The organism is Rossellomorea sp. DA94, assembly GCF_029834455.1.
In the GTDB taxonomy this organism is placed as follows: Bacteria; Bacillota; Bacilli; order Bacillales; family Bacillaceae_B; genus Rossellomorea; species Rossellomorea vietnamensis.
On record NZ_CP122397.1, the window covers coordinates 2,532,630 to 2,552,743 of the forward strand.

The window sequence follows — 20,114 nt, forward strand, 5'->3', positions numbered from 1 at the left end:
CTCGCTTTCCGCGGGGCGTGAGTTGAGCCTCCTCGGGCTTTGCCCTGCGGGGTCTCAACTTTCCCGCGTTTCCCGCAGGAGCTATTCCTGTGAGGTGAGAATTCATCTATTGCATAAAAAAAGACCCTCCGTTATGATGCAGGTGCTAACCAATCGCTCATAACTAAGGAGGATCTTCACATGCATGATAATCGAAATCAACGTATTAATCAAATTTCTGAAACTACACTGGTTGTTGGTATTGACATAGCGAAGCGGAATCATTACGCCTGTGCCGTAGATGAGCGTGGACGTGAACTCAAGAAAAGCTTTGTCATTCGCCAATCCCTTCAAGGATTTGAAAGCTTTTACGCTACTATCCTAAAGCTAATAAGTATTCATAATAAAAAGGAAGTCATCATTGGTTTTGAGCCTACCGGCCATTACTGGATGAATCTCGCAGCTTTTCTAACAGATCATGGCATTCCATATGTCCTTGTCAATCCTCTTCACGTTAAACAAACCAAAGAGCTAGACGATAACCTACAGAGTAAAAATGATCTGAAAGATGCCCGGGTCATCGCAAAAATGATGCCACAAGGATATTACAGTATGCCAAGGGAAATGACTCAAATCGATTCTGAACTTCGTCGGGGGACGGCCTATCGAGTCCGTTTAAAAGAAGAATCGGCCTCTATTCAAAACCGCATCCGACGATGGATCGACCTTTACTTCCCTGAGTTCGCTTCCGTCATCAAAGGTCTTGGAAAACAGGCTCAAGCTATCTTAAAATATGCCCCTTTACCAGAAGATCTTGTGATCTTCTCGCCTGAAGAGCTGATTGACTTTCTTCAGACAAAGGGTGTTCGCTATCTGTCAAAGAATAAAGTAGAGCGACTCCTTCAAGTGGCAGAGCAGTCTATAGGATTGAAAGACAGTCCTGAAATGGCACGCATGGAAATCAGAATGTTGCTTGACCAGTTATTCATGTATGAATCACAGATCCAAGAGCTTACTGAAAACCTTGTCACCCTTGCCCGCCAATTGCCTGACTTTGATTACCTAACATCGATTCCCGGAATTAGTGAAACAACCGTATTGGAGCTACTCTCCGAGACAGGTTCACTCAAACGTTACAAGGATCCACGCCAATTATTTAAACTCGCGGGATTAACACTGGTAACGAATTCTTCTGGTGAATCAAAGGGTAGAAAAAGAATATCTAAGCGAGGGCGAAGAAGGCTTCGAGCTTTATTGTACAAAGCAGTGTTCCCTTTACTACACTCAAACTCGGCGTTTCGAGCACTTTATGACTACTACAGCAATGATCGCGAGAAACCAGTAACGAAAAAAGAAGCACTTGTGATTCTGTGTCGTAAATTACTTCAAATTTGTCACGGACTCAGCCATTATGAAACGACCTTTGATTTAGAGCGCATGATGCGAGATATGCCTTTCCTCTCTCATCTCAAAGCAGCCTAACTATTTGAATTAGAACGTAGTTCTTCTACAACCCAGACACTGAGAAGCCGGCCCATACACGACTTTCGACGATCTACTGATCAGTCCATGCAGGAGCATACGCTGGCCTCTGCGTTAGGGAAAGACCCAACGAAGGAATGTAGGCACTCGATGCCAGGAGATATGGGAGGGTAAGTCTACCTAAACAAGCAGAGATCAAAAGTGCCCATCACTGAATATAAGGGAGACCCTTCCAGTCTCTTAACGCAACGCGTAAGCGTAAATCCCTTTATTTTGAACAAATAAGAAAAAAAGGGAATGCGTTTATCTAATATGATATTTAAAAAATTTTTAAAAGAGAATAAACCGGTTGTAAGCCCTGATATAATAACCTTTCCCGAGGGAGTCGAGCACCTTCCGCTCCAATCAACATTCCAAGCGTGCGTTTTTACCTACTATTAGATATAAAGACAAGCAAAAAAAATCCGAACGAATTCGAAATTCTTTATTGAATATCGAAATTCGTTCGGATTTTTGTTTTTGTTAAAACATATAAAGTGTATTTAAACGGTTCTAGCTGTTGATTGGAGTGCAAGACGGAGACTCCTACGGGAAAAGCGGAATAGGTAAGACCCCGCAGGAGCGTCAGTGACGAGAAGGCTAGCCGAACGCCCGAGGAAAGCGAAGTCTTGCACGGAAATCAACAGCGGTGTAACAAGAGATCCAAACCAAATTACCTTTTTATGTCTTAAAACATGGATTTAGTTAGGTCCAAACCTTTTGTTATTTATGAAAGTTTCTTACTGCTTCATCTGATGGGAGGAAGAATGTCATCATCCCGAGCAGAGGAAGGAAGCTGCATAGGATCATGACGAATCGGATGGTGTAAAGATCGGCCAGTCCTCCAAAGATGACTGCTCCGACAGCTCCCATGCCGAATGCCAATCCAACGGTCAAACCGGAAACCATCCCGATTTTACTTGGCATCAGTTCTTGTGCATATACCACGATGACACTGAAACTTGACGATAAAATAAAGCCGATACAAAAAATGAACGGAAAGACAACGGAGAGCGGTAAATAAGGTAGTGCAAGGGTCAGAGGTGCAGCTCCGAGCATAGAAAAGAAGATGATGTTCCTCTTTCCGAAACGATCGGCAAGCGGCCCACCCAAGAAGGTTCCCAAGACTCCTGCAAACATAAAGGCAAATATGTAGGCCTGGGCTTTTTTAATGGTAAGACCGTAGTCCTCGATCAAGTAAAACTGGTAATAATTTGATAACCCTGCTCCGTACCATGACCTTGCAAACACAAGGAATACAACAAACACCATCGCCCACTTGATTTTCGGGTTAATTGGGGTTTTTCTTCCCTCTTCATTCTTTTTCCTCTTGCTTCTTTCATTGAAACGCAATTGATCTGAATACCAATTAGAGACCCTGAACAAGACAAGAACTCCAATAATGGCCACGATCGTAAACCATAAAGCACCTATCTGACCAAAAGGGACAAAGACAAAGGCAGTAATCAACGGCGCAAGCGCCTGGCCGGTATTTCCACCCACCTGATAGATCGACTGAGCCAGTCCCCTTCGATTTCCGGCAGCCATGTAGGCCACCCTTGATCCTTCAGGATGGAAAATGGCAGAACCGAATCCGATAAATAATACAGAAACGATGATCCATATGAAATGACCTGAGAGGGCAAAACCAATCAACCCTGCTAAGCTGGACAACATCCCCAATGGAAGCAGGTACGGCTTTGAACGTATATCGGCATAAAACCCGAAGGCCGGCTGCAATAAAGAAGACGTCATATTGAGTGAGAAGGCAATCCAGCCGATTTGCATATAACTCAGTCCCAATGACTTCTCAATGATCGGGAACATAGCCGGTACAACGGCCTGGAGTGTGTCATTGATAAAATGACCCGAACTGATGGCTAATAGAATTCCATATATAGTAGGATTCACGGCCGTTTTGGATGCTGTCTGGGCCATGTCCATCTCTCCCTTCCATTTATTTCGTCACTCTAAATAGTATACTGAATCATTCGAACATTTCCTATGGGTAAATAAAAAAAGCCGAAACTGAGTTCGACTTTTTCCACTTGCATTATCCTCTGTTCGGGAATACTCGTTTCACCATATCGGCTATCTCTTCACCAAATCCTTCAATCGGTTTCCCATTTCTGGCTTTATCGGCATACCCTCTCATGCGGTCTACGAAATCAGGATTTGTTGACACGTACACATTATTGATACTGCCATTTTCTTTTTTCACTTGATCCGAGATTTTCTTTTCCAATTCCTTTGAAACATTTCCATTCTTATCGTCTTCTAATACAGCAGCAACATATGCGTTTTGATCAGTCGTCAGCACATAAGCACTTCTCACTTCTTTAAGTTCTGCCACTTTCCCCGCTTCTCTGTCAGCAAGTGAGTAATTTTCTCTCATCATCCCGTCATTCACATAATCCCGGTTCGCCTGATCATTCTTGTAGTTCACTCTCTCCAGGTTACGGTTGTTCATTTGCTGTCCTTCTTCATTCATGTTATTGCTTGTGCCACACCCGGCAGCAGTGATCATGAACATCAATCCAATAGTTGTAATCAATAGATATTTTTTCATTTCTTTGCCTCCTAAAATTTATTCAGTCTTACTTTCCCCAGGGCTCCCTGGATCTATACAAGGAATCGGTTTATGTTTAATCATTTACTACATTAGGGAAAACTCGATATGAAAACGATTTAGGGAGGTAGGATCATTGTTCCAGGCAGCTTTGTGGGGAGGGGTAGCCAGTCTCTCCCTCTTAATCGGGGCGTTCATGGCAATATTTTTTCATATACCAAAAAAAGTGGTAGCGTTTATTATGGCCTTAGGTACTGGCCTGATCATCGGATCCGCTACTTTTGATCTCTTAAGTGAAGCAGAAGGAAAAGCGGATTTGGTTTACCTCATTTCCATGTTCCTTCTGGGTGCCCTCATTTTTACATTATTTGAAATGTTCATTTCTAAAAAAGGTGGAAGCGAAAGAAAACGGTCGAAGAAGAATCCCCATGGCCACTCGGGGCTTGCCATTTATGTCGGTACCATCATGGATGCGATACCCGAATCCATCATCATCGGCGTCAGCTTTATTGAAAGTCAATCCATGCAATGGGTCTTCATCATCGCTATATTCATCAGTAATTTGCCTGAATCATTATCGAGCAGTATAGGGTTAAAGCTCGATCATTACAGCACGAAGAAAATACTTTATTTATGGGGAAGTGTCGTCATCCTTTCTTCCTTCAGTTCTTTGCTTGGGTATACATTACTGCAGAATGCCCCTGAAAGCACTTCATACATTATCGGAGCTTTCGGGGCCGGGGGGCTGCTCGCTATGGCGTCTTCAACGATGATGCCGGAAGCATATGAGGAAGGCGGACCCATTGTCGGTTTCCTTTCATCCCTGGGAATCATCCTTTCCTTTGTACTGACACATATGTCATAGATGTTAGAAGCATGCATCAGAAAAAAACGTACTCAAGTTCAACCCTGAGTACGTTTCTTCAATTATTCTTCATGATCAATGGTCAAGCCTTCTACAAATCGTTTTCCCATGAGCTTATCCTTTTTACGATTTTCTTTGCTATTGAAGATAATATCGAAATCATATTCCTCTGGATACAATTCCTTGGCGGATACATACAGACGGAGCCGTTTATGACTCACAGATCTTTTTTCCCCTTTGATCTGTACGGTGTAATTCCCTATACCATCAGGGCCTTCATAGACAATGCCAAATTCTCCTTCCGGGGAGATCTGGACATTATCTCCTTTGGCAAAGGAGATGATGCTCCTTGTTTCTTTTTGGATTTTTCCGTGATTCCTTTTTTTATGCTTGTTAACGATCATTTGTTTCTGCATTTCCTTTTTTTCACTGTAGTCGATTTCTCCAAGCCTATATATTTTCTTCTGCTTATAGGTGATTTCATGTGCTTTTTCAATGATCTCTGGGTGCATTCCAAGCTTCAATGCAATGGAAAATGCCTGACTATCCCCACCCTGACCAACAATCAGTTTATACGTTGGCTGCAAGGTGTCGATGTTAAACTCCATACTGCCATTCATAAAGCCTTCATGCTCCTCTGCAAAATGTTTGATCTCACTATAGTGTGTAGTCGCAATAAGCGTGGCACCCTTTTCATATAATTGATCCAGGATAGCCGTGGCAAGACCCATTCCCTCCATAGGATCTGTACCGGAGCCGAGTTCATCCAACAGGACAAGTGACCGGTCGTTTGTATCCTTTAGTATATTGATGATATTTTTTATATGAGAACTGAATGTACTCAAGTTTTGTTGAAGGCTCTGCCCATCCCCGATGTCCAGGAGTATTTGTTGATATATACTGATTTCACTTCCCTCGGCTGCTGGAATATGCAAACCGCACTGGGTCATGAGGGTGAGGAGCCCCACCGTCTTTATGGTTACGGTTTTCCCTCCGGTGTTGGGGCCGGTGATGACCAATGCATAAAATCCCTCCCCCATCTTGATCGATAGCGGGACTGCCTGTTTCCCGAGCAGAGGATGAACCGCATTGATCAAGTGAATCCTCTGTTCTTCATTTACACTCGCCTTCACTCCATCATAGGCGCGACTATATTTTGCTTTGGCGAATAATACATCATAGTGGACCATCGTTTCAACCGCAAGTCTTAGTTGTGGCTCGTATGATTGCACCATTCCAGTCAATGTCCATAGAATATTTTCAACTTCATGATCTTCTTCAAATTTTAGAGTGAGGAGCTGATCCTGTTGTTTGCTCAACTCCTCCGGCTCGATATACAGGGTTGAACCCGAGGCTGAAGAATCCAGAACGGCACCTTTCATCTTCCCCCTGAATTCTTTCTTGATGGGAATGACATATCGCCCGTTCCGCTGACTAACAATCGCTTCTTGTAGAAATGATTTATACTTAGCCGATTTTACAATCGATTGTACTTTATCCTTTAGCCGTTCTTCCTGGATTCCCGCCTGCTTTCGAATCCTCAACAATTCTTTACTCGCATAATCATCGACTCTGCCATTCCTGATGCATCGGTTGATTTCCTCTCCGAGATCGGGGATCTCTTCAATGGAATAAACATAGGAAGAAACCCTCGGTGCGAGCCATAGTTTATCCTCCATATATTTTTTCAGCTTTTTACATGCATCGAGAAAATAATATAAACATGTAAGCTGATCCTGCCTCAGGGGAACACCTTTATTTAGATTCCCCATGATATTCTCCACCCCGTCTAATGCGTGGATAGGTACACTGGCACTTTTCTTTAAGATGTTTACAGCTTCTGTCACCTCATCAAGGCGCATTTCAATTTGACGGATGTTTGTGGATGGCCGTAACTTCCACAATTCCTTTTTACCTTCTTCCGTCAGAGCAAATCCCATTAATTCTTCTTTAACTGAGTTAAACTCAAGTGTTTGAAACGTTTTTTCATTCATTTCATTTCCCTCCGAATATACAAAAATAGACCACAACGAACAATGTCCATCGTGGTCTCCCTTCACTCGTATACAATCCTCCCCATCATAATAGCGCACGTGTAAACGCAAAACAGCCTCCCGATCACCTACGTGAAAAGAAGTTCTCATTTGCGGAATTATGCACAAAAAAGAGCTGTGCACAAAGACACAGCTCTCCTGATTAAGGGTTGAGTATGCTATGACCATTGTTCTTAACTACATTTTGAAGGCACAGGTAAATAAGCTTATTCAGTAGCCTGAATTAAAAGGCCACTGCCTGCAAAATGTCCGTATTCATTTCACGGTTAGTTAAGAACGACACCTAACATATTTCATACTCCCTTTGTATACACTATTTAAATTCAACATTAGTTTACGACGTATTCCATCTATTGTCAATAGGTTACTGTAATGAACGTTTATATTGGAACCTTTTCCATTGAAAGCGGATGAAACATCCTATGCAGAATCCTGCAAGGGCGACGGACGCAGCCACAAAGACCATTCCTGAGAAGAGATAAACACCCGTATTCCATCCTGCCAGACTACTTATGATGGAGCCTCCCAGACAGCTGACTGCAATGATATTGTTGAAACGTTGCTGCTCAGCGTCTTCCGGTGGATACGCGGAAGGTTCTTTCTTTAAGAAAAGCTTCCCTGCCTGCATGACGGGATTATACTTAAAAAGTAAAGCTGAAATTCCGACCAAGAACGGAAGCAGCAAGAAAAATTCTATCTGGGACAACCATGAAAGAGCAACAGTTGTTACGATGAACCATTGATTCAACTGAACTAATGGTTTTGGTATTGAATTGGCTGGAGCTGTACTCATATTAATTCATACCTTTCTGATTGGAATTAGTGTAATTATAGTGTATGGGATAGAGATGAAAAAATCAAAAGAAAAAACCGAAACCGGCTGCCCATTTTTGGCCGGTTTCGGTTTTCACTATACGGACGAAACGTCTGATCATTTCTTCAACTCATATTTTTTTTGTAACTCTAGAGGAGCCATCTTTACCATCAGTTGAAGTATGAAGGTAAACACCGCCAGATCATCGACAATCCCCAGCACTAAGAACACATCCGGGATCAAGTCCAACGGCAGCCAGATATAAAATGCAACCAACCCCACCGATAAACCCTTCTTCCCCGCGGAAACATCACTGGAACGAAAAAAATCAACCAAAAACGGAACCGATCTACGAACATTAAACAGAAACCGCACCCGCTTCACAAACCTTATCATCACATCATCACCTGTTTGTTTTTTTCGTTATCATAGCACACAAACCAACTGGAAGTATCAATTACTACAGAGCATCGATTTTTGGCTCATTCGAGGGAAACGAACGTTTCCCTCGCCTTTCAGTAAAAGCTGAAAGGTCTCCAAGTGACACAAAGCCCCGGGCTCAAATGCATTTGAGCCCGGGGCTTTGTGTCACTTGGGGAAATGAGCCAAAAATCACTTGGTAAAAAATAATATACTATGTTGCCTTTTATTCTTCTTCCAATCCCCTCTCCCCTTATGTAAATACCCCGTAAATTTATCACTGTTCCTGCTAACACTCTATCTTTTTAGCATACTTGCGTGTTATAATCTTTTAGATTGAGTATTAGGAGGTATTTCACATATGATTCAGGTATCAGATGTAAGCTTACGTTTTGGTGATAGAAAGCTATTCGAAGACGTGAATATAAAGTTTAATCCAGGGAATTGCTACGGACTTATCGGAGCAAACGGTGCTGGTAAATCAACATTCTTAAAGATTCTTTCAGGAGAAATCGAAGCACAGACCGGCCATGTATCCATGGGGTCAGGAGAGCGACTTGCTGTCTTAAAGCAGGATCACTTCGAATATGAAGAATATGAAGTGCTGAAAGTTGTCATAATGGGGCATACCCGTTTATATGAAGTCATGCAGGAAAAAGATGCCATCTACATGAAAGAAGATTTTTCTGATGAAGACGGCATGAGAGCGGCGGAATTAGAAGGTGAATTCGCCGAGCTTAACGGTTGGGAAGCTGAATCAGAAGCAGCCATCCTACTAAAAGGCTTGGGAATCAACGAAGACCTTCACACGAAACAAATGTCCGAACTGACCGGTGGAGAAAAAGTAAAAGTATTACTGGCACAAGCACTATTCGGCAAGCCGGATGTCCTTTTACTCGATGAGCCTACCAACCACTTGGACATCCAGGCGATTCAGTGGTTAGAAGACTTCTTGATCAATTTCGAGAACACGGTGATCGTTGTATCACATGACCGTCACTTCTTAAACAAAGTATGTACGCACATTGCCGACCTTGACTTCGGGAAAATCCAAGTATATGTCGGGAACTATGATTTCTGGTATGAATCCAGTCAATTAGCTCTGAAAATGGCTCAGGATCAGAATAAGAAGAAGGAAGAAAAGATCAAAGAGCTTCAGGCATTCGTTGCCCGGTTCAGTGCAAATGCATCTAAATCGAAACAAGCCACTTCACGTAAAAAATCGTTGGAGAAAATTTCATTGGATGACATCAAACCAAGCTCACGTCGTTATCCATATGTACAATTCAAGCCGGAGCGTGAAATCGGTAACGATGTTCTCCGTGTTGAAGGTCTTACAAAAACGGTTGACGGAGTAAAGGTCTTGAACAATGTTTCCTTTATTCTGAATAAAGAAGACAAAATCGCACTTGTCGGAGCAAATGAAATTGCCAAGACCACTCTTTTCAAAATCCTTGCCGGGGAAATGGAACCCGATAGCGGCACATTCAAGTGGGGAGTGACGACATCCCAAGCTTACTTCCCGAATGAAAACTCCAAGTACTTTGAAGGAAATGAACCTTCCCTTGTGGACTGGTTACGTCAATACTCACCGGAAGATGAGAGTGAGACATTCCTTCGCGGATTCCTGGGTCGCATGCTATTCTCAGGTGAAGAAGTATTAAAGAAACCGAGTGTTCTTTCCGGAGGGGAAAAAGTCCGCTGTATGTTATCGAAGATGATGCTTAGCGGGTCAAACGTCCTTCTGCTTGATGAACCTACCAACCACTTAGATTTGGAGTCCATCACGGCATTGAATAACGGTTTGATCAACTTCAAAGGGGCAATGATTTTCGCATCCCATGACCATCAGTTCATTCAAACAATCGCGAATCGCATTATCGAAATCACCGAAGACGGTGTCATCGATAAAGAAACAACCTATGATGAATTCCTGGAAATGAAAGCTGCCATGAAGGCGTAACAAGGTCTAAACAAAAAAGCAGATGCCGAAAAATCGGTATCTGCTTTTTTTGTTATGTGTGAAAAGGGTTATGAGCTTTGTCCGCTCTTGACTAAGTACCCTTTGATTTGAAAATAGCTGATGTCTTTCGGCAGCTCTTCTTTAATTGGTTTCAACAGGTCCGTCCCTACCTTTGAAACCGCTTCTTCAATCAGGCTCTCCTCTTCATCAGTAAATAGGATGCTCCAATCATCAAGGATGCCTTCCTGATAGGTACGGATGATATGATTTTCAATCGTAGCCGTACTCATACCCCGCTCTTTCGCAATTTCTTTAATTCCTTTGTGATCCTTAAATAAGGCATAGCTGATTAAATAAGATGCCGTTTCAGAATGATTCACCTTCCGTGCAGGCGCAGGTTTGACTGTTTCCACCTGATGTGTTGGATTTTCTTCTAGGAATGCTGAGATTTCCTCTATGAACATTTCTCCATAGCGATCCTTCTTACTTTCCCCCACTCCACTTACCTGAAGAAATTCCTCTGAGGTTTTTGGCAGTTTCACACACATATCCTGTAATGCCTTATCCGAGAAAATGACAAAGGGCGGGACCCCTTCTGATTCTGCAATGGATTTCCGGAGGGCTCTGAGGGTCTGAAATAAACCATCTTCCTTAGGGATAATGGCAGAAACCGTAGGCTGTACCTTTCTGGATACGGTTCTTTCTCCCATCAATACCTCTTTTCCCTTGGATGACACCTTCAGAACGGGAAAACTGCCACCCTCCACCTGAATGATCCCTTCAGAAATCAAATAATCGATGAACAGTCCGACTTCTTTCTGAGATTGATCCTTCATTAATCCATAGGTGGATAACCGGTCAAATCCCCAGTCAAGTATTTTCTTATTCTTTGATCCCGTTAACACTCCACTGATAAGGGAGGTTCCAAACCTCTCATTCATCCTCATCATACAGGATAAGACCATTTGTGCTTCCTTTGTGACATCTTCGGATTCTCTCTCATCCAGGCAATTGCTGCAATGGCCGCAGGCTTCCTCTACGCGCTCCCCGAAATATGTCAGAATGTAGTTCTGTAAACAGGATTCGGTATGAACAAAATCGACCATGTCACGTAATTTCTGCATTTCGTTCTGATGCAATTCCGGATTGATGATATTTTGATCAATGATGTACCGCTGCGTCTGGATATCCTGGGGGGAAAACAATAACACACACTCGCTATCCACTCCATCCCGGCCTGCCCTGCCGGCCTCTTGATAGTATCCTTCCATATTCTTCGGAATTTGATAGTGAATCACGAAACGGACATTCGACTTATTGATTCCCATTCCAAACGCATTGGTCGCTATCATGATCGTAATGGAATCATTCAGGAAAGCTTCCTGCTGTTCCTGCCTTAATATGTCAGAAAGCCCGCCATGATATTTCCCGACGGCTACTCCTTTTTTTTCAAAAAATAGATAAAGGTTTTCCACTTCTTTGCGTGTCGCGCAATAGATTATACCCGAATGCTGCTGATTCTTTTTTACATACCCTTCTACCCAACGCTTTCGATCTTCTCCTTTTACTACCTGGAAAAATAAGTTCGTCCTCTGAAAGCCAGTTAATACTTTGTATTTTTCCGGAATGTGCAGGTGATGAAGGATATCGGATTGCACCTGGGGAGTGGCTGTTGCTGTAAGAGCAAGAATCGCTGGATTTGAACGGAGCTGGTTCACTGCGTTGTAGATTCCTAAATAGCTGGGTCTGAAATCATGTCCCCATTGGGATAAGCAATGGGCTTCGTCTACAGCTACAAGGGGAATGGGCAAGGTATTCAGGAAACGAATAAAACCATACGATTCCAATCGCTCTGGGGCAATATAAACAAGCTTGTATTTCCCTGATGATATCTCTTCCATTCTATTCTCTACTTCACTGTTTGATAGGGTACTATTAATAAAGGTAGCGGGAATGCCTTGATGAACCAATGAATCCACCTGGTCCTTCATCAAGGAGATAAGGGGTGAGATTACCAGGGTCACGCCATCGAGCATCAGTGCGGGAATCTGGTAACAAAGTGATTTCCCACCACCAGTGGGCATAATGCCGACTGTGTTTTTTCCGTCTAGTATGTATTGAATGATACTTGCTTGACCATCCCTGAATTCATCATAACCAAAGTATTGCTTTAATACTTTTTTTGCTTCTGTGATCAACTATCTTCCCTCCAAATGATGTCCTTTCCCTATATTGTATTAAAGAAAACGGGAAGTGCCAATAGGAAGTCCAAAGTTCCCAAAAAAAGCCCCTCTCTTACTCTCCGTATTGAGGAGGGCGATTCCAAATACTTATAACGAATAGACCTTCTTACCATTATGCCATGTTTCTACAACCCTGATGTTGTTTAATTCATCGCTAGAAACCTCCATGGGATGCCGATCCAGCAGGATGAAATCTGCACGTTCTCCTTCCGAGAGGGTTCCTGAATTATGTGGTTCATTTAATTCGATGATGGTGGGCATGGATGTATATCCCCTATACGCTTCATTCACTGTCAGCTTTTCCTGGGGCTGCCAGCCACCTGATGGATTTCCAGTAAGGTCGGTCCTGTTCACGGCTGCAAACATACCCTCGAAGGGATCAATGGAACCAATAGGCAAGTCCGAGCTTAATGTATAAGGGATTCCCCGATTTACGATACTTTTAAATGCATCGCAGTAGGGAGCAAGATCCTCCCCTACCCATTTTACTTTTTGGTCCCATTCCCCCATCAAGAAAGAAGGCTGAGTTTCAATCGTGGGTTTGAGTTTTTCCAATCGGTATAGTAAGTCCTCCCCCAAGGTTTGAGCATGGATGATCCTGTGATGATACGTATCGGTTCGGGCTTCTTTCTGTTCGAGTGCGGTAATCGCCTGTTCAACCGCTTGATCACCGATGGCATGCATGGCTACCTGCATTCGATTTTCACCTGCCACCCTTACCAACTCATTCAACTCTTCCTGGGTATAGATCAAGATACCGTTTGTATCAGGCTGGTCCTTATAAGGGATCCTCATGGCCGAGGTATGAAGACGTTGAGTCCCATCAAGGAATATCTTTACAGCGCCCACTTTCACGTGTTCTGTTCCTTCGCCTGTCCGTTCTTGATGGCGCTCGAGAAAATCGTGCAGATGCTGTCTTTTAAAGATGTAATGATGTAAATATACTCTGATCGGTAATTCCCCTTCTTCTTCCAACCCGGTATAGGCATTCCACAACCGGTCATAAGAACCAATGAAATTCAGGTCGTCCGTATGAATGGTGGTAATCCCATACTTGAGCATATGAGGAATCCCGTGTTTGATTGCATCCTTGGCATCTTCACTACTTCTGCCCCGGAAATGATTTTTGATGAAGTGTACAGCACTATCCTTGAAACGGCCTGTCCATTCCCCGCTGTCATCTGTTTCTTTGAAAGCATCTGGAATTTCGTTGAATTCCTCTTCATCCTTTAACAAATCCATGACCTTATGATTCACAATGCATTCATGACCGTCCTGATGAAGAAAAAACATATACGTATGTAAATGCAATTCATCCAGATCTTTACCGGTCAAAAGATCATTTCGATCCTTAAACTCACTATCATCAAGGCCTCTTCCTACGACCCAATCCCCATTCTCCATTTCAGGATAATATTCAAGAACTTCCTTTTTCATTTCTTCCCAGCTTGTCACATGTCTAAGGTCGAGTTCCCTCTTCATTAATCCATACCGTAAAAAATGCATGTGTGAATCATGAAATGCCGGGGACAGCACTCTTTCCATCCCATCGACCGTTTCCCCGTTTTCGGTTTTTCTTTCTTCTTCTTTGATCCTGGTTATCCTTCCCTCCTCGATCGTCACACTATACTTCTTAGTCGGGTTGGTATATTCATGACCGTCATATAATCGAACATTCGAAATCTTCACTAGACACTTCCTCCTTAAAGTTGGGTATACTCTTGTTTATACCTCAACCCGATTCGATTAAACGTAAAAAAGCTGTACATGCATAGTCGCATGTACAGCCTCTTCAATGAATCAGAACCATCTTACTGTTTTTTCTTCTTTATTTTCGTCAACTGGTTTGGACAGCTTCCAAAAACCGTCCCATACAGTTTCTTTACGCTCATTTTCAACGGTAGTACTTTTCACTTCTTTCTCTTTCTTGGACATGATGCTCCCTCCTTTAATACATAAATACATTACATACTATTCAAATGTAAAAAAAGAGTTTAATCATTTTTTCGCAATTCTTGAAACAGTTACGATCCGGACAGAAAAAAGAACCAATTCGGGGATTGGTTCTTTACGTTCAATCAGGATGATTTCATTGTTGGATGGGGATTATCCACCACTTGCAATACTTTAGTGGAAGTCACCATATCTTCTTTACAAAGCGGACACTTAGGTGTATCTTCACTCTTGAAATTATCTCTCATCCAGCCCTTACAATCTTCAGCGGAACAAGCCCAAATCTTTGTTTCCTCTGTTTTTATTTCTTCCTCAACTTGATTTCTACGACCAAAAGCCATTGAACGTCCTCCTTTAAGGTAAGTAGGATTTCCTTGCTATGCTTTCTAACAGGAAAATATTGATTGTGGTAATTTATGCTGCAGATAGTATGTGGTCAGTAATAGTACGTTAATAATCGGATAAAATGCATCGATTATTTCCATTATACCATACTTGACTCCATTTTAATATATCAACACGAAAGTATGGGCTTTATGTAAAGATGGAAAGACCCGAATCATTTTTTCTTTTTGTTCCTTGAGGATGGCGCCTTTACTCCACCTGGCATCTCCTGGCTTGTCGTACCTTGCCCTTCTACTTGAGAAGAACCGAGAGTGGCTTTAGATGCATCCTTTTTTCTGTTACTCATCGAAATCACCTCCCTTTCTACCGTTCCCATGAACCTCTTATTTTATGTACATCACAAATAAATTCAATCGGCCCTTTCAATGAGTAAGAAACGGGGACATGGGAAATCTAATCATTAAATTAAGGTTTTAGGGTGTTGAGGTCTGTGTTCAAACGAAGAGAAATGAAGAAGAGTATAGATCAAGGTCCCCCCCACAGCTTTAATATCGAGGACTTCCACAAGGAATTACTTGCTATGGTGAGCAACAGTGAAGACTTAGTATTCAGGGTCATCACCAAAGGGGATCAAAAAATCGCAGTGGCTTATTTTGACGATTTGATTAACCCCACCTCCATGCAGGATAGCATTGTCAGGCCACTTGAGGAATCAAGCGACGATCTGAACTATCATCTGATCAAAAATACGATTAATATTGCAAAGCTTACAACCACGAATGCCATTACTGATGTAGTCGATAATCTTGTGAATGGGACCGCTTATATCTTTAAAGAGGGGGATACCCATGGGGTATTAGCGGATGTGGCAGATAAAGGCACACGGGCACTTGAAAAGGCGGAAACCGAATCATTGGTGTTTGGGCCGAAAATCTCATTCACTGAATCCATAACGAAGAATCTCAATTTAATTCGCTCAAACATCAACGATCCTAAATTATGCGTCGAGACCTTTATGGTCGGATCCAGAACGAAAAAAAAGGTGCAAATGGTTTATATAAAGGACATTGCAGAGGAAGAAAACGTCAATACGTTCAGACAACGGATGACAGATATTGAAATTGACAGCATTGTGGATTCAACTGTACTTGCACAATTGATTGAGGATAATTCTTTCACTTTCTTCCCGCAATTCATTACTACAGAGCTGCCCGACCGGTGCACCATTTCCCTTCTACACGGTAAAATCGCTTTACTCGTGGATCGCAGTCCGACTGCGATAATCGGACCTTCCACGTTCATAAATTTCTTCGAATCCACAGAAGATATTTATATGAGATGGAATATGGGGACATTTCTCCGTTTCATCCGCTTTGTAGCGATCTTTTTTTCTATTCTTTTGACTCCGGCTTATGTAGCCGTCCTAACGTATCATTACGAAGTCATTCCTTCTGCTCTCTTAGTTTCATTGGGGCAATCACGGTCGAATGTGCCTTTCCCCCCTGTCTTCGAAGCCTTGTTATTGGAATTTATCATTGAATTATTAAGGGAAGCCGGAGCCAGGTTGCCAACCAAGGTAGGACAGACGATGGGAATCGTGGGTGGTATTGTCATCGGACAGGCGTCCGTTCAAGCGGGATTCACCAGTAATATCCTGATTATCATCATTGCGATTTCCGCGCTTGGATCCTTTACTGCCCCCAGCTATGCCATCGGGACTGCCGTTCGGATCATACGTTTCCCAATCATCGTCATGGCAGGATTATATGGCGGGGTCGGAATCATGTTTTGCTTTTGCTTTATCTTGATTCATTTACTGAAGATCACAACATTGGGAAGACCCTACTTATCTCCCATCTATCCATTCAGATTTTCAGATTTGAAATACAGCATATTCCGCATGCCATATCAGTATTTAGTCAAACGTCCCGTATCCAATCATCCCATTGACAAGGGACGTATCCCGATCAAAAAAGCCAAAATGAAAAAAGACGTCGATGAGTAAAGGGTGATATGTGTGGAGATCAATGTGAATCCTAAAGAGCGGCTGATGTTTAATGCGTTTTTACTTATGTTTATTTTACATACTGCCCAAACCGGGGTGGGAATTGCCGGCTTACCAAGGATCATTTACATGGAGGCGAATAGAGATGCCTGGATATCGGTGATCATTGCCGGCATTCTTGTTTCCTTTGTGTTATTCCTCATGGTTAAAACACTTGAAACCTATGATAGTGCAGATTTATATGGGATTCATATGGACGTATACGGTAAGTGGATTAGTAAAGGAATGAATATCCTCTATATCCTTTTCTATCTGGGCGTGACCTATGTCATCCTGATGAATTACATCGAGATGGTGCAGGCTTGGATCTTCCCGAGAATGCCGACTTGGCTTTTGATGGGACTGCTCCTCTTCTTACTTGTTTATGCTGTTCTTGGAGGGATCAGAGTAGTCGTGGGAATTGCGTTTTTAGGTCTGATATTGGCATTTTGGCTATTATTCATGATATACACCCCGGTTAAATTCATGGACTTCAATCACCTTCTGCCGGTCATGACTTCCTCTCCAAAGGAGCTCATGATGGGTGCTTATAAAACGAGCTTTACCATCATTGGCTTTGACTTGGTGCTATTTGTCTATCCTTATATAAAGGAAAAGAAAAAAGTATTAAAATACGCTCTCATCGGCACCGGATATTCAACCTTTTTATTCACCGTGGTCACCGTTGTAAGCATCGGTTTTTTCTCAGAGGACGCTTTGTTAAAGACAATCTGGCCCGTTCTATCCATGTTTAAAATCTTGAGGATACCAAACCTGGAGCGCTTTGAGTTCATTGCCGTCTCCTTCTGGATGTTAGTCATCCTCCCTAACATATGCCTGTACTTTTGGGTGGCGACCAGGGGGATGAAGAGAGTCTTTCATTTTTCTCAAAAGAAAGCCATCTATCTCTTCGCAGCCACGCTATGGATTTTATCACTATTCGTTCAGGAACGAATAACAATGAATACCATTACGGATAAGGTGGGTACTGCAAGTTTTTTTCTTTCTTTCATGTATCCCGCTCTCCTGTTTATCCTGGTTAAATTAAAACATATCGGCAACAGGAAAAAAGGTGTAGACTTATGAATAAAGTCTTGTTACTTATTTTGGTCTGTCTCCCCTCTGTTTTCTTAAGCAGCTGTGTGGAAACGAAATATTTAGAAAAGCTCGGTCTGATCACAGCCGTCGGCTATGACCAGGCTGAAGATGACAAAATCACGGGGACGCTTGTACTTTATCAATTCAACCCTGCCATGGAGGATGTTGAAAAAATCCTCTCCACCACGTCTAAAACGAGTAAAGGCATCCGGTTATCACAGAATCTGGAGTCTGATCACAAGCTTGTGTCCGGCCAGTTGAGGCTCGTTGTTTATGGCCGGGAGCTGGCAGCCAGAGGGATTTCCCACCTGGTCGATACGCTTGAAAGGGATTCCGCAATCGGTAATATGGTGTATTTAACGATAGCCGATACGACTGCTGAAGAGGTATTGAGGTATCAGACGGAGGAAAAACCTTCGAACAGGGGGACCTATCTTTACAACTTAGTCAGGCAAAACGTTGAATCAGAGATGATTGTTTCCCCAACCTTGCAGGAATTCATCACTGATTACGGAAGCGTCGGTAAAGACCCCATCCTTCCATTATTGACGGCTGCAAATGGAAAAGTCGGGGTAGATGGCTTCGCACTATTCACCAGAGATAGGTTCATTAAGGAAATTAAAAAAGACAGGATCTTCTTCATCCGTTCGTTAATGGAAAACTACAACGCAGGGAGTGTGGAGGTTGAATTACCTCTGGATAAGTTCAAGCCATACTTATCGAGCCTTCCTGCAGCCCCCGAACACAACAAAGTATATTTGATGATCGACAGCATCAAATCTTCCCATAAGATCCAGACAGAGAAAAAAGAGCGGGCTTCATTCAAGGTCGAATTGAACCTTGAGTCACGGATACTTGAAATGACCGAAGAATTGGAGCTGTCTAAACCAAAGGCCCTGCAATTGGTTGAAGAGGAAGTTGAGAAATATATTGAAGAGAACATTAAGGATACCCTCCTGATGCTGCAGGAGGAAGGAACAGATCCGATTGGATTTGGAATGGAGTACAGGAGTGTCAGAGGACACGAGGATTTGACAAGGAAGCAGTGGGACAAACTGTATAAAGAGGCTACCTTTGATGTGAAAGTGAATAGCAAAATCATCCGTACAGGTGTTATCGATTAATAGCAGGAATAGGTCTATCCAACATCGGATAGACCTATTGTTCCATTCTATCGGTGATTTCCGTGATGATCAAGTCATCCTTGATTTCCATCGGCTGATCGTTCTCAAAGATGACCAAACCGTAATAGACCTGAAGATCATCATCACACGCTTCGCAAAAATACACCTCTTCCGGATCCCAGAATGCTATGGAGTGAAACTTCTTCGTCTTTGCCTTTGGATAACGTTCACTGAATCGTTTCAGTTCCGTTAAAAAGGTTTCAACGGCTTCTTCCCTGCTATCAAACGTCCAATCTCTCCTGATATCCTTTTCCCAGCCTTCAAAGAACCACCATGGCTCTGCATCACTTTTCGTCGTTATAACTCTCCATGTAGTATTCAATGCTTCACCCTCCTTGCTACCATGTCCAAATTGTACATAAAATGGACCGGAAAGAAAAATATTTAACTTTTCCCTCTATAAAATTATTGACAAGTTCCCTGCCGTACAAGCATAGGTTTAATAGAAAAGTACTATGCTTTCTGACCGAGGAGGGAAATCATTTGAATTTCATTGTTTTGAAGAAAGGTTCCATCATTGCCATACTGGTGACAATCCTGGTGATTACTGTCGGGACGATTTGGTCTCTATCTTCGAAAAACTCATACCCGACAGTGTCGCTATCGGAGAAAACAGGAGAAAAACAAGTCATTCAGCTTGTAACCGGTGAATTCAAATCGAAGACAGCCGACGGCAAGGAAATCGAAGCATATCGTTGGGACCCCGGGACGATTGTGGTGGAAAAAGGCAAAGAGGTCGAACTGCGCATTTACGGAGTGAACGGCATGGAACACCCATTTTACATCGAGGGCACGGATATTAAAGGTACTGTAAAAAAAGGGAAAGAAACCGTTGTAGATGTAACTTTTTCAAAAGAAGGAACGTACAGGCTTATTTGTGAAATGCATGAAACCATCGAGAATAACGGTCCGATGATTGCGTATATCGTTGTCGATTAGCGGAATATCACTGAAATGAGAGGTCTCTAAAGTGGTTTGTCACTTAGAGACCTTTTAACTTGCTCTCAAATACATTTTTTTCAATGAAACCAATTGTTCACAAAATCGTATAAACAATTACCA

18 protein-coding genes are annotated in these 20,114 nt (G+C 42.6%); 7 read left to right on the top strand and 11 right to left on the bottom strand.

Going from position 1 to position 20,114, the window contains the following annotated elements; translation table 11 throughout:
* Nucleotides 1–180: 180 nt before the first annotated feature.
* A complete protein-coding gene (locus P8596_RS13140) occupies nt 181–1,461 on the top strand; it encodes an IS110 family RNA-guided transposase (protein WP_279724108.1) in 1,281 nt (426 codons plus the stop codon).
* A 762-nt stretch (nt 1,462–2,223) separates the two neighbouring features.
* On the opposite strand, the gene P8596_RS13145 is transcribed toward P8596_RS13140, so the two are convergent.
* The gene (locus P8596_RS13145) at nt 2,224–3,438 is read right to left on the bottom strand and encodes an MFS transporter (protein WP_279724109.1); all 1,215 of its coding nucleotides are present in this window, start codon (nt 3,436–3,438) and stop codon (nt 2,224–2,226) included.
* A 115-nt stretch (nt 3,439–3,553) separates the two neighbouring features.
* Nucleotides 3,554–4,069 carry a YhcN/YlaJ family sporulation lipoprotein gene (locus tag P8596_RS13150; protein ID WP_224519822.1) on the bottom strand — a complete coding sequence of 172 codons (516 nt, stop codon included), beginning with the start codon at nt 4,067–4,069 and terminating at the stop codon, nt 3,554–3,556.
* Between the two features lie 136 nt (nt 4,070–4,205).
* Here P8596_RS13150 and P8596_RS13155 point away from each other — a divergent pair, with 136 nt between their 5' ends.
* Nucleotides 4,206–4,934, top strand: a complete 729-nt coding sequence (locus P8596_RS13155) for a ZIP family metal transporter (protein WP_224519821.1) — start codon at nt 4,206–4,208, stop codon at nt 4,932–4,934.
* A 62-nt stretch (nt 4,935–4,996) separates the two neighbouring features.
* On the opposite strand, the gene P8596_RS13160 is transcribed toward P8596_RS13155, so the two are convergent.
* From P8596_RS13160 to P8596_RS13170, 3 genes are all read right to left on the bottom strand, one after another.
* The gene (locus P8596_RS13160) at nt 4,997–6,928 is read right to left on the bottom strand and encodes an endonuclease MutS2 (RefSeq protein WP_279724110.1); all 1,932 of its coding nucleotides are present in this window, start codon (nt 6,926–6,928) and stop codon (nt 4,997–4,999) included.
* A 424-nt stretch (nt 6,929–7,352) separates the two neighbouring features.
* Entirely contained in the window at nt 7,353–7,781 is a 429-nt protein-coding gene (locus tag P8596_RS13165) for a DUF4395 domain-containing protein (protein ID WP_279724111.1), read from the bottom strand.
* A gap of 138 nt (nt 7,782–7,919) precedes the next feature.
* Nucleotides 7,920–8,198, bottom strand: coding sequence for a YkvA family protein (locus P8596_RS13170; protein WP_279724112.1), 279 nt, complete (start codon nt 8,196–8,198; stop codon nt 7,920–7,922).
* Between the two features lie 385 nt (nt 8,199–8,583).
* Between P8596_RS13170 and P8596_RS13175 the strand changes: the two genes are divergently transcribed.
* Nucleotides 8,584–10,185: an ABC-F family ATP-binding cassette domain-containing protein gene (locus tag P8596_RS13175; RefSeq protein ID WP_034758938.1), complete on the top strand. Its 1,602-nt coding sequence runs from the start codon at nt 8,584–8,586 to the stop codon at nt 10,183–10,185.
* Nucleotides 10,186–10,253: 68 nt separating this feature from the next.
* On the opposite strand, the gene recQ is transcribed toward P8596_RS13175, so the two are convergent.
* The 5 genes from recQ to P8596_RS13200 all read right to left on the bottom strand — a co-directional run bounded on the left by recQ (nt 10,254) and on the right by P8596_RS13200 (nt 15,072).
* Nucleotides 10,254–12,383, bottom strand: a complete 2,130-nt coding sequence (gene recQ, locus P8596_RS13180) for a DNA helicase RecQ (RefSeq protein WP_279724113.1) — start codon at nt 12,381–12,383, stop codon at nt 10,254–10,256.
* Between the two features lie 132 nt (nt 12,384–12,515).
* Nucleotides 12,516–14,117, bottom strand: a complete 1,602-nt coding sequence (locus tag P8596_RS13185) for an amidohydrolase (protein ID WP_279724114.1) — start codon at nt 14,115–14,117, stop codon at nt 12,516–12,518.
* 111 nt (nt 14,118–14,228) lie between these two features.
* On the bottom strand, nt 14,229–14,363 hold the full coding sequence (locus tag P8596_RS13190) for a hypothetical protein (RefSeq protein ID WP_256503879.1): 135 nt from the start codon (nt 14,361–14,363) through the stop codon (nt 14,229–14,231).
* A gap of 143 nt (nt 14,364–14,506) precedes the next feature.
* A complete protein-coding gene (locus P8596_RS13195) occupies nt 14,507–14,722 on the bottom strand; it encodes a cold-inducible protein YdjO-related protein (RefSeq protein ID WP_034758928.1) in 216 nt (71 codons plus the stop codon).
* 218 nt (nt 14,723–14,940) lie between these two features.
* Entirely contained in the window at nt 14,941–15,072 is a 132-nt protein-coding gene (locus tag P8596_RS13200; RefSeq protein WP_094075162.1) for a YuzL family protein, read from the bottom strand.
* 162 nt (nt 15,073–15,234) lie between these two features.
* Between P8596_RS13200 and P8596_RS13205 the strand changes: the two genes are divergently transcribed.
* The 3 genes from P8596_RS13205 to P8596_RS13215 are packed head-to-tail and all read left to right on the top strand — an operon-like array spanning nt 15,235 to nt 18,992.
* A complete protein-coding gene (locus tag P8596_RS13205) occupies nt 15,235–16,731 on the top strand; it encodes a spore germination protein (RefSeq protein WP_254651632.1) in 1,497 nt (498 codons plus the stop codon).
* 12 nt (nt 16,732–16,743) lie between these two features.
* Entirely contained in the window at nt 16,744–17,856 is a 1,113-nt protein-coding gene (locus tag P8596_RS13210; RefSeq protein WP_224519812.1) for a GerAB/ArcD/ProY family transporter, read from the top strand.
* The gene (locus P8596_RS13215; RefSeq protein ID WP_254651634.1) at nt 17,853–18,992 is read left to right on the top strand and encodes a Ger(x)C family spore germination protein; all 1,140 of its coding nucleotides are present in this window, start codon (nt 17,853–17,855) and stop codon (nt 18,990–18,992) included. The genes P8596_RS13210 and P8596_RS13215 overlap by 4 nt, the downstream gene beginning before the upstream one ends.
* A 34-nt stretch (nt 18,993–19,026) precedes the next feature.
* Here the strand turns inward: P8596_RS13215 and P8596_RS13220 are convergent, their stop codons facing one another.
* The gene (locus tag P8596_RS13220; protein WP_224519810.1) at nt 19,027–19,374 is read right to left on the bottom strand and encodes a DUF1033 family protein; all 348 of its coding nucleotides are present in this window, start codon (nt 19,372–19,374) and stop codon (nt 19,027–19,029) included.
* Nucleotides 19,375–19,535: 161 nt separating this feature from the next.
* On the opposite strand from P8596_RS13220, the gene P8596_RS13225 reads away from it, so the two are divergent.
* The gene (locus P8596_RS13225) at nt 19,536–19,991 is read left to right on the top strand and encodes a cupredoxin domain-containing protein (protein ID WP_224519809.1); all 456 of its coding nucleotides are present in this window, start codon (nt 19,536–19,538) and stop codon (nt 19,989–19,991) included.
* Nucleotides 19,992–20,114 lie beyond the last annotated feature (123 nt).